The organism is Paenibacillus sp. FSL R5-0887, from assembly GCF_038002305.1.
Taxonomy (GTDB): Bacteria; Bacillota; Bacilli; order Paenibacillales; family Paenibacillaceae; genus Paenibacillus_AQ; species Paenibacillus_AQ odorifer.
The window spans coordinates 1,587,375-1,600,804 of sequence record NZ_JBBOCE010000001.1; the positions used below are offsets into that span (position 1 = coordinate 1,587,375).

Genomic DNA, 13,430 nt, shown 5'->3' on the forward strand with positions numbered 1-13,430 from the left:
ATGTCCCCCAGTTGTCCTAGACAGATAAGCAAGAAGAAACGACGTGGTCTTTTTTAAAGATAGCATTCGTTTTTCGTAGAAATACAATCAAAAAAAGCCTGATTTCTCAGGCTTCCTTAGTCCTAACTAGTTAATTTATTTATACGCCGGGAGCCAGTCTCCATGGGCTGTGATCAGCTCGTCGCACATATTTGTAATGTCATCCATCGACAATTCAGCTGCTGTATGTGGATCAAGCATTGCGGCGTGATAGATATGCTCTTTCTTATGGGTAATCGCTGCTTCGATCGTTAACAACTGTGTATTAATGTTTGTACGATTCAGTGCGGCGCACTGTGGAGGCAGATCTCCCACGTAGGTCGGAGTTACTCCGCTTCTATCTACTAAACAAGGGACCTCTACACATGCTTCTTTTGGCAGATTGGTGATGAGACCTGTATTCATAACATTGCCACCTATTTTGAAAGGCACATTAGTTTCGATAGCTTCCATAATATAAGACGCATATTCATGCGAACGTTCATGTTTAAGTTCTTTGTTATTAACCAATTCTTCACGCATTTGTTGCCAACGTTCAATTTGATCTACACAGCGGCGTGGATACTCGTCGAGTGGAATTTGAAACCGTTCGATAAGCTCAGGGTAATTACGTTTGATAAAATAAGGATGATACTCTGCGTTATGTTCCGAAGATTCCGTAATGTAGTAACCGAATTTAAGCATCATTTCATAACGGACCATGTCTCCGTGATGTTCTTGTTGCTTCTCAGCGGCACGGCGTTTAATTTCCGGATACAAATCCTCGCCGTCTTTAGTAACCTCCAATAACCAAGCCATATGGTTAATCCCAGCGATCTTAGCCTGAACACCTGTCTGATCCATACCCAGATGCTCGAACAAGCCCGGAATACAATGCTGCACACTATGACATAATCCCACCGTCTTTACACCGCCATAGGTATTCATCACATTGGTCAGAACTGCCATAGGATTCGTATAGTTCATAAAGAGTGCGTCCGGACAAACCTCCCGTACATCCGCAGCAAAGTCCAGCATCACTGGAATAGTACGCAGGTTACGGAAAATCCCACCTATGCCAACTGTGTCCGCAATCGTTTGCCGCAAGCCATATTTCTTCGGAATTTCAAAATCTGTGATGGTGCAAGGATCGTAACCTCCCACTTGGATTGCATTAATGACATATTTAGCTCCACGCAAAGCTTCTTTACGATCCGTATAGGATTTCACAACACAAGTGCTGCCGCTGCTCTCTTTTATATTATTTAGCATATTCTCGGAATCTTTCAGGCGTTGTAGATCAATATCATACAGGGCAAGTTCAAACCCTTGCAGGGCTGGCGTTCTCATACAATCTCCCAACACGTTTTTGGCAAATACAGTGCTACCCGCTCCGATAAATGTAATTTTAGACATGTGAAATATTCCTCCTTATAGGTGAGGTAAACGGTATTAACATCGCAGTTTTATGGAATAGAGTAAACTATAATTCCCTTATAAACACTAGGATGTCAGATCATAACCGTCTGCTCTCTTCACTAATCACTATAAATGAGAGCGGTCCCAATGAGTATGGAGAAATACAAGAGATATATGGACGTTTGTTGCATTTGTATATTCAATCCTATAATCTAAATGTATTATAAAAGCAATCTTGGGGAGGTTCTAAGTAAATGGCTTTAGAGCATTATCATTTTACAGCAGGGTTTAATCTGGCTCCCGATGATCATGACCTATCTGTATTATTCAGCGGAGAAGGCAAACCCGTTCCTGGCCATAAAATGGGCCCCTCTGTTCATGATTACTATCTCATTCATACAGTAATTGATGGGGAAGGAGTTTTTCAAAGTGGCAGTAATTCACAGGGATGTAGTAAGGGGGATACCTTTGTTATTTTTCCGGGGGCGTTATTTAGCTATCAGGCAGACATGGATCGTCCGTGGACATATGTATGGGTGGCCTTACAAGGGGAAGCGGTTGAACAGCTACTACACGAAGTGGGAATTACAAGGGACAAGCCAATAATCCACTTAGATAACCTAATAGAGATACATAAAGTATATGAACATATTCGTTTATCCTTTCAGCAATCTGCTTATCCTCGACTGGAGAGCTTAGAAGCTTCGGGTTGGCTGCGGCTGCTAGTGCACAAATTCGGTGTTGCGAACATAAGTTCGCTTCCCTCTCAATCGATAGAATTACCGGATGTTATCGACCGTCAGATCGATCAAGCGATCCGTTGGATTTCTCTACAGTTTCATCAACAGATCAGTATCGACCATATGGCATCGTCTCTAGGCTATCATAGGGCGCACCTCTCTAAAGTCTTTAAACAAAAGATCGGCATGTCTCCCAAACAATATTTATTAAAGGTTCGTATGGATAAGGCACAAAAACTGCTAGGAGGCACGCTGACCATCGACCAGATCTCTTCCTCGGTCGGTTTCAATGACGCGTTATACTTCTCCAAGCAGTTCCGTAAGTGGAGCGGCATGTCTCCCAGTGAATTTCGAAATCATCTTCGAACGGGCAAGTGATTGATGTATCTTACGTTTCTTTCATGGCTTTAGATAAAATTGAGCTAACAAACGTTGTCTTTCCTTCACAATAAGCATCAATGTCATAACGATGTTGTTCTGCCAAGCGTTGTTTGACCTCTGCATACGCTTGACGCGCTGCTGTATTCGATCGCAGATAGTCTCTGAAAGCGATATGCTCCAAGTAGCCTTTTCCATCCTTAGGACATACATACAGATGATATTTCATAAATCCATCTTCCTGAAGTCTTTGAAACGCTTCTCTTCCCTCTATTCCCAAGTTCCCTTGGTGTTCATATCCATGCTGTTGTAAACGTTCTATGATTTGTGGGAGTACATCGTAGCTGTCCATCACAAGATCAAGGTCGATGATAGGTTTAGCAGCTAGCCCTTCAATCGAAGTACTGCCCACATGCTCGATAGAAATAATAAGATCTCCGACATAAGATAAGAGCTGTTCTTTTAATCTATTGAATTCTGCCTTCCACTCTGGGTTATACGGGACAACCTCTATAACTTTCGTCTTCTCAGCGATGATCAAACACCTCCCGGGTATAATAAAAGGTACTGTAATACGTTTCTAGCTAGTCTCTGGTATATCCTCTTTCTCGATCACTCTATAGACGATCCATATGCATAAAGCGGCTACAACTAGCGTTCCCCCCATTAAGCAGACACCACTCCAGCCCCAATGCTGCCATGCAAAACTTCCCAGCGTGGATCCAATCGCTCCACCTGTAAAAGTGCTGACCATAAAAACAGTATTAATACGACTGCGAGCCGCTGGTTCAAGTGCATATATCCGTGTTTGGTTACTGACCTGTGACCCCTGTACCCCAAGATCCAGAATAATAACTCCAGCAATCAAACTCCAGATCGTAAATCCGGCTAAACCAAAAAATCCGTAAGCAATTAATGTAATTAATAGTAGGATTCCTACAATCTTTTTAGGAGCAATTCTGTCTGCTAACCTCCCGATAAATGGAGCACCAGCAGCACCTGCTACACCAATAAGACCAAACAATCCTGTAATAGAGCTACTGTAGTGATAAGGTTCTCCTTCCAGAAAGAAAGCTAGAGAAGTCCAGAACACACTAAAGCCGCCAAACATGCAAGCCCCAATTAAAGATGACTCACGAAGCGTCGAATATCTGCGAATCAGTTGTCCCATTGATTTCAGCAGATCTGAGTACGAGGAATTATTGTCTGGTTTCGTTGCCGGGATTAGCCGATAAAGAATAAGGGATAACAATAACATGACTACTGCGGCAATCCAGTACATCGCTCTCCAGCCGAACATATCCCCTATAATTCCGGATATTGTTCTTGCTAGCAAAATACCAAAAAACAATCCGCTCATTACAGTGCCTATAACCTTCCCCCGCTCCTCCGGTAAAGCTAACTCAGCCGAGAGAGGAATGATGACCTGCGGCACCACCGTAGTTATGCCGATAGCAAAGCTGGCGATATACATCCAAGTGAGGTTTTGTGCGGTAGCGAAACCAATTAGTGACAGTGATACAGCAATAAGAAGTCCTGATATCAGTGTTCTGCGTTCACGAATGTCACCTAGTGGAACAAAAAATAACATTCCCAGCGCGTAGCCGATTTGAGTAAGCATCGATACATATCCCACTGCGTTAGAGGAAGCATTAAATGTGCGTCCTATCTCAGCTAGGAGCGGCTGATTATAATACATATTTGCCACGCTTAGTCCTGATGCAATAGCTAGAATAAGGATGAATTGCTTAGATAGACCTTCTCCTACACGAACAGCAGCGCCTGTGATAGATTGTGTCATGAAATTATGTGCCTCCGTTCACGTATGCTGCTTCAAACAGCGAGCTTTATTTTCCCTAATATATTATAACAGCCAATGTCAACCTTCCTTCTTCAATAGATTAATGATTAGTAAAGGAAAAAATATAAATATCTGCATAAGTACAATTTATAGTAAAATATATAAATCTGAGCAAGGAGTGGATGGACGTGCACCAGAACGAACGAATCATAAACAAATTACAAACGAATCCCTTAAAGAATGTAAGCTTGTTAAAAATGTTAAACTCCTTCCACGAAGTCATGGAAACACATCTAGTTGAGCATGGTGATCAGTGGGGTATTGTATTACTTCTTCCAGCCACAGCATACGCATATGATCATAGGGTATATCCTCAAGCGGATTACATCGTATTTTTGGATTACAGCTGCCCCGATATATTTCCAGCTTTACTACCACTGCTCCCAGCACAGGCGAAGCTTGTGTTTAAACTACAGGATGTGAAGTACCAAGAGGCACTGTCTGCGCATTTTTCTTTAGAAAAAACTCGGGGGTTTTTCTCTTACAGCACAACTGAGGGGTTAAGGTATAGTAAGGACAAAGAGGTGTCAATCAATCATTCATTTGACGACAGACTACTTCCACTTTGGGCTGCTAACCATTACAATAAGGAAGAAATTGAGGAATATTTCCAAAAAGGAGCGTTTTCCGTTTCAATCTTTCAGGGCGACAATCCGGTTAGTACCTGCCTAGCGTTCCGAAATGAAGAGCAGATTTGGGAAATCGGCGCTGTTCATACTTTAGAAGCATTTCAAAGATACGGATACGCGAAAATGGTAGTTCGCACAGCCATACAAGAAACGTTAGAACGAGGCTTTATTCCACGCTATCACGTCCTTGAAAGAAATCAAGCGTCCATTCGTCTAGCTGAATCTATTGGGCTTGTCCCTTGTGTGCAGCTAGAGCACTGGATTAACTACATTCAATAACAATTTCTATTGGAGGTGATTTTAATGAGCTATCCAACAAACGACAATTTGAACTATTATCAGCCTCCACCCCCTCCGGCACCGACGAATGGTAAATCAATCGCTGGTTTTGTCTTGGGAATCCTCTCTATTGTTGTGCCTTATATTGGTTTTCTGTTAGGAATTATTGCGATTATTCTATCCGCCTTATCGCTGAAGGAAATCCGTAATCGTTATGAACAAGGCAAAGGCCTAGCGATTGCAGGCCTGGTATGTGGAATTGTGGGCACGCTGATGTACGCAATTATTATATTATTCGTCGTTGTGTTTGTTTTTGCAGCTTCTACTTACTAACCACGAAAAGGATCTCAATAGCCATCATCGGCTGCTGAGATCCTTTTTCGAGTTAACACGCTATCAAGTGAACCCTTCATTCAGTCGTGGAACCAAAATCGGTGATTTTAAGCTTAACATCAAAGGTCAACGGCATCCGAATAAATTCCTCGTCCCAATGATCCTTGATCTTTTTCCAAACCTGCGGTTTTTCTATGCTAAACCAATTTCCGAACCCTGCCACATCTACTTTATAGGTGGAATGCATTTTGTGAATAAGAGCATTGATTTTTTCGGTTAATCTCTCCTCGAATATCTTCTCCAATTCTTTGAAATAGGCAACTTCCGCGGAATGCTCATTATCATCCCAATTCTCAATAAGACGTCCATCAGACTCAATGGTTACATGAATAGAGAACTTCTCATCCGCAGTCTCCTTCAGCGTAATCTTGCTCTTAACTGATTTAATTTCATAAGTAATCGCTTCATTCAACTGATTATAGGCTTTAATGCTCCCACCTTTTATGTCCCCTTTGATCCAGGCTATACTCTCCACATCCTGTTGATCAATATTGCCAATCCACTGTCCTGTGTCTCCCTTGATAATACCTGCTCCGGAAAATTCCACCTCACCTTGTGCCTCCACAACGTTCTGTAAAACAAAGCTTTGCCTGGAGTACATAAGTGCATCTAGATTAGACAACGTTATGCCCTTCATAACTTTACTGGTTCTGAAGTGGTTATGAATCATGTCTGCAAGACGAAAAGAAGGAATCTCCTCCGAGGTTGTTTTAAGTGTGTCGGATGCAGGCCCTTGGCTAAGAAATATAAGACAGCTAGGGCGGATATCATTATCTCGCAGTAAAAAGTCCATTAGCCGTCTGATCTTCTCCTGTTGCACCAGTTTCTCAGATATGACAACAACCTTGAGGTGATGACCTATAATCGGACGGTTCTTACGTATTGAGATTTGGCGGAATATCTCAAGCAGAGAATCCCCTGTCTCAGAAATATTGTGATAATGAGTTTGTGGTGTTGCGCCATCTTTGCCAGAGTTTCCGAGTATTTTTTCAGGCACAATTTGTACCGTAGCCGTCAATTTATTTTTCTTTGAATAGCTTCCTCCAAGTTCCTCGAATTCCCGTTCGACTCCTTTCGGCTCCCCCTTGTCAAGCGCCAATCCCGTATAAACACTCAAGTCTTCAATCTCCTTACTGCTCCAGCAGCCAGACTGCGTAAGCAGAATCACGAATACCAACAGTAAGCGAATATCCCGCAGTCTAAACATTCTGCTTGAGTCCTTTCTTCCTAATGATTAATACAATCGACAATAACAGTGGCAGCAATATAAAGATCAGCAAACCCATATAGCCAATCGCATCGCCAAGACTGAAGACATCATTAATGCGTTGAGGGATCATCGTACAGATGAAGATGATGGGCATTAAAGCGAACATAACCGGATGGATCTTTAGGTGGAATACCTGGGAGATGCCAAGTGATGCATTAAAGAAAAAGCTGCAAAAATTACAGAACATCTGCATCAGCCAAATGACGAGCAACGGAAATTCAAATCGTTCAAAAAAGAACCCTGATATTTCAAAACTCCGTACCAAATCTATCGTAGGCCAGGTGCTTGTGATTACAGAATTGATAGATAGGCCGCCGATAACCATCACAACAGTAACCAAATATAATACAAATGGTATACTTAAACCAACCAACATTCCCTTGACCGCTTGCTGCGGATGCTCCATAAAGGCAGTCATTGTCATCACAACCTCACAACCGGTAAAAATCAGGATGCTCGACTTCATGCCTCGGATCACCGGCATCATGCCTTCACTCAGAAAAGGACGCAAATGCTGGATATCAAATATTCTGGTACTTAAGATATAACAAATAATCAGGATAAAAATACTGATCGGAAATACAATCTGAAACACGCGGGCCATGGAATTAATCCCGCCATAAACCAGATAAGTGCCCACCCAGATGAACGGCATCACAATCGCCCAGATCGGTGTCCCTTCCAGAAGAAAAAACAACGTTACTTCCGCCAAAACGCGGATTTCGAAACCCGCTATCACAATAAAGTACAGAATCAATATTGTACTCATTACACTGCCTGGAAGATTCCCAACAATTCTTTTGGAATACTGAAAGACAGTCTTCCCTGGAAATTGCTGGCTAAGCTTCACCATAACCAATATCACCAAAGATACGATGATACCTCCCAGCACTACTGAAATCCAGGCATCGGGAGTCTGCACAGCCTTAACAACATTTCTGGGCAAAGTCAAAATTCCCGCACCTAGCATTGAATTGGTCAAGATTATGGAAGCCTGCGAGGTTGTGATCTTATCATCAGTTCGTTTAAACACTGTGGTCTCCCCTCTGCTCCTGCTAAGAATACATTCTCTAGGACCTGCGCTTTTTCTTCTGGGTCTTCAGCATCTCCGGTCTTCGCTTCATGATCGATAACGGTGCACGAACGAACAAATCCTTCCAGTCACTTAAGCGGAAAGGGGAAATAGGGGTGACGTAAGGAACTCCAAAGCTTGAAAGCCGAGTCAGATGGCTGCAAATAAGCAGGAAGAAAAGGATGGTTCCGAACATGCCCAGGACCGCCGCAAATAACATGCCTGCGAATCGTAAGATCCGGAGAGTAATCCCCGCACTGTACATCGGTATGGAAAACGAAGAGATCGCTGTCACAGCTACAACAATTACCAAAAAGGGACTTACAATACCAGCCTGTACCGCGGCATCTCCAATGATTAGACCTCCGACAATCCCCATTGCCGGACCTATGGGCTTCGGCAGCCGAATTCCAGCTTCACGCAAGATTTCAATGGAAATTTCCAGAATCAACACTTCAATTAATGCAGGAAAGGGTACACCTTGGCGTGTTTCGATAATGGAGATCGCCAGTTGTGTAGGAATCAGTCCCGGATGAAAAGAGATAAAGGAAATATACAGCGCCGGAGCCAACAGAGCCAGAAATGATGCGCAAAACCGGAGTATCCGCAAAAGTGTACCCGGAATCCAGCGCTCATAATAATCCTCAGGAGACTGCAAAAGCATACTGAACGTCACTGGAACAACGAGTGCAAACGGTGTGCCATCCAGCAAAATCGCGACTCTTCCCTCTAACAAGGATGCAATTACCCGATCGGGTCTTTCCGTATTCTGTGTCTGCTGAAACGGGCTTAAATAATCATCCTCGATCAACTGTTCCACATAGCCGGATTCCAGAATAAAGTCCATATCAATTTTGGAGATACGTTCCTTCACTTCCTGGAGCAGATCAGGATTTACAATGTTTTTCATATAAGCGATAACCAGGTTCTTCTTGATTTCGCTGCCTACTTCAACCATTTTCATTTCCAGATTCTTATTAAGCCCTTGGCGCCGCAGCATAGAGGTATTCTCACTAAGCACCTCGGTAAAGCCAATCCGAGGCCCACGCAGTAAAGCCTCCGAGGTTGGCTCAGTAATCGCACGCACGGATCCATGCGGAGAACCCACCAGCAACATCTCACGCATGCCTTCGACAATCAGCGCAGTGTATCCGAATAGGACAAACTCCTGCAGTTGGTCTAAATCCTTGGCTTCACTAAGCTGAGCTAAGGGGAGCATATTCTGTTTCAAGTAGTTGTATATTCCTTCTGAAGCCTGCGTTTCGCCGGCATACATCAGATTCTGCAGCACCTGCTGATTGATTAGCTCCTCGTGCTGCATCCCCTCTACATAGACCAATGCGGCACGTGCCTGTATACCTTTAACTGAGAATTCACGAAAATGTACATCACTGTTCTCCCCCAATGCCGTTTTTATCGCTGTCAGATCGGCATCATAGTCCTGGGTAAAAGCAGTAGACACAGGAGGCTGCGGATTTACTTCCCGATTGTCATTCTTCTTCAGTTCCGCATCCTGTGATTTGGCCTCTGTTTCCTTGGAGCGTCCGCTTCCAACATAAAAATACAAATGCCTGTAAAGATAAAAAATCCCAACGGGAAAGAGCAGCGTAATCGCCGCCTGCATAAAAATTGTCCAGTCCGGAATATAAGAGACTATTTTAGGCCACATCGCAATCATCCTCTATAGGAATCTGTTAGTACTATTCTCCTTCCACCCTATTCTTATGCAACATTTGAAACTTAAGGAAAGTTCATATATCAGCATTGGTCCGGACATAACAAAACGCCCGCATAAGCGGACGTCTGCAATTTAGAGTATTTTCAACAGGTACTGCTTAAGGTTAATTAGGTTGCTGCCACTGCTTTAAAACCTCAATCAGACCCGGGACATCTAATCCATCCAAGGAAAAAGCTTTGCGCAGCAGCTCATGCGGGATGAACTCATCGTATTTTCCGAGGTAGGGTGCTTCATCTGGGGATAACAATGATAATGGATCTGTGGCAGCCATACTTTCGGCAATGATCTCTGCTTCCAGCGTTTCTGCATCTGTTTTACCCGCAACGACCATATAATAAGGTTCCATGGGAACGATAGAACGCAGTCCCAGAGGGCTCTTCAGGTTGTTCTTCAGAAGGCGCTCCAGCGTACGGAATTGCCGACTACCGGCCCAGGGCAGAATGAACATGGAATCTCCACCCGCCGGCATAACGGACCGCACAAGCATTCCGCTTTCCTTCGCTAAACGACGGGCTCGTTCGAGCCGCGCAGCCGCACTCGGAGCTAAATACGGATACAATGAAGTGGCTCCTAAGATTTCACGGATCTTGTTCATGATGCGTGTATGTACATCCCCACCCGCACCAAGCCACAACGTATCTACTTTGCCGCGTGAGGTTTTCACATAAACGGCTTTATGGCGATTATCCACCTCTTCTACCTTCCAAAGCTTACCTGCCAGAGTAAAACAGTAGCCTGGTGGTGGAACCGTTGTGATCGATCCGATTTCCTCAGTCCCGTTATAGACCACATGCTCTTCATCATCTTTGAAGACCGCGTAGAAGCGGAAGTTATTCACGATCTTCTCTCCCGCCATCCCGATGATCAAGCTGCCTTCGTCCATCTTCTCAATTTGTCCCATGCCTAACATATAGGTCATGAAAATATCATAATCAGTAGGATCTATGGTTTTAAACGAAGGCAAACTCAGAACCGCTTCTTTTAAATCATCCGGTTCGGCCTCACCCATACTTTTCAAAATGCTCATCGTCTGATGGTACAGCAGTCCAACTGGCAGCTGACGCACGACCAGGGGTTCCACCCATTTCTCGCGCACATATAGCTCAATTACCGCTATCGCTCGAAGCAGTGTCCACGGCATCCGCGCCGGAAGCTGAGCTTCCTCGTCCTCTTCCTCGGGCGTGACAAAGATCATCTCGGATGCAGCGTCTCCACGCCTGCCCGAGCGGCCTAACCGCTGCACAAAGCTTGCGCAGCTATAGGGAGCGCCGACCTGTAGCACTCGCTCCAGCTCGCCCAGATCAATACCCAGCTCCAGCGTCAACGTCGCTGCGGCAACAGCCGGTCCGGTGCCTTGCCGCAGCGCGGCTTCCGTTTCTTCACGCAGCATCGCGGAGATGCTGCCATGGTGAACGTGAAATACATCCCGTTCACCACGCTTCGCGGCCGTCCTCCGCATCTCTAGGGTCGCCGTCTCCGCATCTGAGCGGCTGTTGGTGAAGATCAACGCCTTCTTCAGATGCGTATGATCATAAATAAAATCGTAATAAGACTGCTTCGCACGTTCTAAATGCTCCGCCTGCACCTCATCCCGTGCATCCGGGAAAGAGAAATGCTCCACACTTAAACGGAGCTTACGCCCGCCTTGTGGAGCGGACACTTCAACGCTCTCCCGTGTGCCCGCCGCCAGCCACTCTGTGACAGAAGCGTAGTCACTCAGCGTAGCTGATAGACCGATTCTGCGAGGATGACATCCCGCCATTCGTGAGATTCTCGCCAGCTGGCTTAACACCTGGATCCCCCGGTCAGCTCCCATAAAGGCATGCACCTCGTCAATGACAATAAAACGTAGATCATGGAACAACGCTGGAATAGCATTCGGGCGGTTCATTAATAACCCCTCAAGCGATTCCGGGGTGATTTGCAGCACGCCTGAAGGATTCTGCACCAGTTTTGTTTTATCGGCTTGAGGTACATCTCCATGCCAGTACCACACCGGAATATTGCCTTCACGAAGCAAATCATTCAAACGTGTAAATTGATCGTTGATCAAAGCTTTCAGAGGGGCGATATACAAAATGCCAACCGAACCGGAAGGACGTTCATACAGCTCAGTAAGCGCTGGGAAAAATGCTGCCTCTGTCTTACCTGAAGCGGTACCTGAGGCAATCAGCAGATGATGCGGGGTATCAAAAAGCACCCGGCAGGCATCCACCTGTGCCTCACGCAAAGTCTCCCAGCGGTTCTTATAAATAAACTCTTTAATGAAGGGAGCCAGCCTATAGAACGGATTATCACTCATAATTCAAACTCCGCCAGGAATCCATCCAGTTCATTTTGCTCAGTCTCAGCTGGCTTAGCAGTTTTTTCGCCCACTAGCTGTTCAAAAGTAATCTCCGGATGCTGGTGGAGCGTATGCAGCAGATCCATGAAATCACGAACTACCTCCCGTGGAGTTAAGAGTTCCTCAGCCCCTAATCTTCCAACCGCTTCCTCCATAAAATGAACCAATTGTTCCTGTGATAAACGCGCTTCATAACCATAATGTAGGGCGTGAATCTCTTTAAGCTTTTGCAGCAGTACCAGAATTTCCTCGTGTGATAACATGTCCAGAGCAATGATAGGTCCAGTATAATTGTTCAGACCCGCCGCCCCGTACCGGCCAGCAACCAATCTCGATCGCAGTGCCTCATAACTAAATAAACCACGCCGTCCATCTTCCACAAATTGCGGAGTTCCCCCTATAAAAATCCCTAAGTTCTCTGCCTTCCCCTGCATCGTATCATTGAACATGGTAAGCAGCTTTTCATAGTTGCTCTGACGGGAAATACTGTTCGTAATTTTATAAAGATTGACACCTTCATCAATAAACAGCAGCAGACCTTTATAGCCAATAGCCGCAGTAAATTCCGCCCAAAGCTTCATATAGTCATACCAATTATCATCATCAATAATCACGCCAACTCCAAGCGCTTTGCGGGCTTCTGTCCGAGTTGCAAATTCTCCACGCAACCAGCGAAGCGAATCCTGTTTCTGGTCATCATCGGCCAGCTTGTGTGCATTCCAATAAGAGGCGAGTACTTTGGCAAAATCAAAACCATGTACCAGACCGCGCATTTCAGAGGCTACAGCGTAAATTCGCTTCTCTACTTCTTCACCAAGCTGAGGGTGATCAGGCCCATATTCCTTCTCCTGCATCACGGACTGCTGTAGCGTAATAATCCATTTCTGCAGGATGATCTCCAACGCTCCACCATCTGGACGTGTGCGGGTCGATAAATGGCTCATTAGCTCCCGGTAAGTCGCTAGGCCTTGTCCTTTAGTTCCTACTAACCTACGCTCAGGGGACAGGTCAGCATCTGCTACTACAAAATCCCGATCCATCGCGTAATTACGGATCATCTGAAGCAGAAAGCTTTTACCGCTGCCGAATTTGCCTGTAATCAGCTTAAAAGCTGCTCCACCCTCTGCAATGTTCTCCATATCTCTTAATATGGCTTCAATCTCCGGCCGACGGCCAACGGCTATGTGCTCTAGTCCGATACGCGGAACAACACCAGCCGTCAACGAATTGACTAGCGCAGTTGTCATTCGTTTAGGTATTTTTAATTCACTCATCCAAAGTTCACCTCA

The 13,430-nt window shown here is 45.0% G+C and carries 11 protein-coding genes; 3 read left to right on the forward strand and 8 right to left on the reverse strand.

The features are described 5' to 3' along the window. Window positions 1-135 precede the first annotated feature (135 nt). Entirely contained in the window at window positions 136-1,434 is a 1,299-nt protein-coding gene (locus tag MKY14_RS07090; protein WP_076132990.1) for an alpha-glucosidase/alpha-galactosidase, read from the reverse strand. A 257-nt stretch (window positions 1,435-1,691) separates the two neighbouring features. Here MKY14_RS07090 and MKY14_RS07095 point away from each other — a divergent pair, with 257 nt between their 5' ends. Next, window positions 1,692-2,555, forward strand: a complete 864-nt coding sequence (locus MKY14_RS07095; RefSeq protein WP_340976102.1) for an AraC family transcriptional regulator — start codon at window positions 1,692-1,694, stop codon at window positions 2,553-2,555. Between the two features lie 10 nt (window positions 2,556-2,565). Here the strand turns inward: MKY14_RS07095 and MKY14_RS07100 are convergent, their stop codons facing one another. Further along, on the reverse strand, window positions 2,566-3,096 hold the full coding sequence (locus tag MKY14_RS07100; RefSeq protein WP_282579831.1) for a GrpB family protein: 531 nt from the start codon (window positions 3,094-3,096) through the stop codon (window positions 2,566-2,568). A gap of 39 nt (window positions 3,097-3,135) precedes the next feature. Beyond that, complete coding sequence (locus MKY14_RS07105; RefSeq protein WP_076126637.1) at window positions 3,136-4,356, reverse strand: MFS transporter; 1,221 nt, start codon at window positions 4,354-4,356, stop codon at window positions 3,136-3,138. Window positions 4,357-4,544: 188 nt separating this feature from the next. Between MKY14_RS07105 and MKY14_RS07110 the strand changes: the two genes are divergently transcribed. Both MKY14_RS07110 and MKY14_RS07115 read left to right on the forward strand, forming a co-directional pair. After that, a complete protein-coding gene (locus tag MKY14_RS07110; protein WP_076126639.1) occupies window positions 4,545-5,324 on the forward strand; it encodes a GNAT family N-acetyltransferase in 780 nt (259 codons plus the stop codon). Between the two features lie 24 nt (window positions 5,325-5,348). Continuing rightward, window positions 5,349-5,657 carry a DUF4190 domain-containing protein gene (locus MKY14_RS07115; RefSeq protein ID WP_076218054.1) on the forward strand — a complete coding sequence of 103 codons (309 nt, stop codon included), beginning with the start codon at window positions 5,349-5,351 and terminating at the stop codon, window positions 5,655-5,657. A gap of 76 nt (window positions 5,658-5,733) precedes the next feature. Here the strand turns inward: MKY14_RS07115 and MKY14_RS07120 are convergent, their stop codons facing one another. The 5 genes from MKY14_RS07120 to MKY14_RS07140 form a co-directional block, all read right to left on the reverse strand. Next, window positions 5,734-6,924 (reverse strand): Ger(x)C family spore germination protein, encoded by a 1,191-nt coding sequence (locus tag MKY14_RS07120; protein WP_340976104.1) that lies wholly within the window; start codon window positions 6,922-6,924, stop codon window positions 5,734-5,736. Continuing rightward, entirely contained in the window at window positions 6,917-8,020 is a 1,104-nt protein-coding gene (locus MKY14_RS07125) for a GerAB/ArcD/ProY family transporter (RefSeq protein ID WP_339243627.1), read from the reverse strand. Before MKY14_RS07125 ends, MKY14_RS07120 begins: the two co-directional genes overlap by 8 nt. A 37-nt stretch (window positions 8,021-8,057) precedes the next feature. Beyond that, complete coding sequence (locus tag MKY14_RS07130) at window positions 8,058-9,728, reverse strand: spore germination protein (protein ID WP_076126801.1); 1,671 nt, start codon at window positions 9,726-9,728, stop codon at window positions 8,058-8,060. 172 nt (window positions 9,729-9,900) lie between these two features. Then, the gene (locus tag MKY14_RS07135; protein ID WP_340976106.1) at window positions 9,901-12,099 is read right to left on the reverse strand and encodes a DEAD/DEAH box helicase; all 2,199 of its coding nucleotides are present in this window, start codon (window positions 12,097-12,099) and stop codon (window positions 9,901-9,903) included. Continuing rightward, window positions 12,096-13,415, reverse strand: coding sequence for an ATP-binding protein (locus tag MKY14_RS07140; RefSeq protein WP_076126647.1), 1,320 nt, complete (start codon window positions 13,413-13,415; stop codon window positions 12,096-12,098). The genes MKY14_RS07135 and MKY14_RS07140 overlap by 4 nt, the downstream gene beginning before the upstream one ends. Window positions 13,416-13,430 lie beyond the last annotated feature (15 nt).

What these genes read in the sequence shown, in the direction of transcription:
- MKY14_RS07140 (WP_076126647.1), bottom strand. Translation starts at nt 13,415, where the DNA reads ATGAGTGAATTAAAAATACCTAAACGAATGACAACTGCGCTAGTCAAT.
- MKY14_RS07130 (WP_076126801.1), bottom strand. Translation starts at nt 9,728, where the DNA reads ATGTGGCCTAAAATAGTCTCTTATATTCCGGACTGGACAATTTTTATG.
- MKY14_RS07135 (WP_340976106.1), bottom strand. Translation starts at nt 12,099, where the DNA reads ATGAGTGATAATCCGTTCTATAGGCTGGCTCCCTTCATTAAAGAGTTT.
- MKY14_RS07090 (WP_076132990.1), bottom strand. Translation starts at nt 1,434, where the DNA reads ATGTCTAAAATTACATTTATCGGAGCGGGTAGCACTGTATTTGCCAAA.
- MKY14_RS07115 (WP_076218054.1), top strand. Translation starts at nt 5,349, where the DNA reads ATGAGCTATCCAACAAACGACAATTTGAACTATTATCAGCCTCCACCC.
- MKY14_RS07120 (WP_340976104.1), bottom strand. Translation starts at nt 6,924, where the DNA reads ATGTTTAGACTGCGGGATATTCGCTTACTGTTGGTATTCGTGATTCTG.
- MKY14_RS07105 (WP_076126637.1), bottom strand. Translation starts at nt 4,356, where the DNA reads ATGACACAATCTATCACAGGCGCTGCTGTTCGTGTAGGAGAAGGTCTA.
- MKY14_RS07095 (WP_340976102.1), top strand. Translation starts at nt 1,692, where the DNA reads ATGGCTTTAGAGCATTATCATTTTACAGCAGGGTTTAATCTGGCTCCC.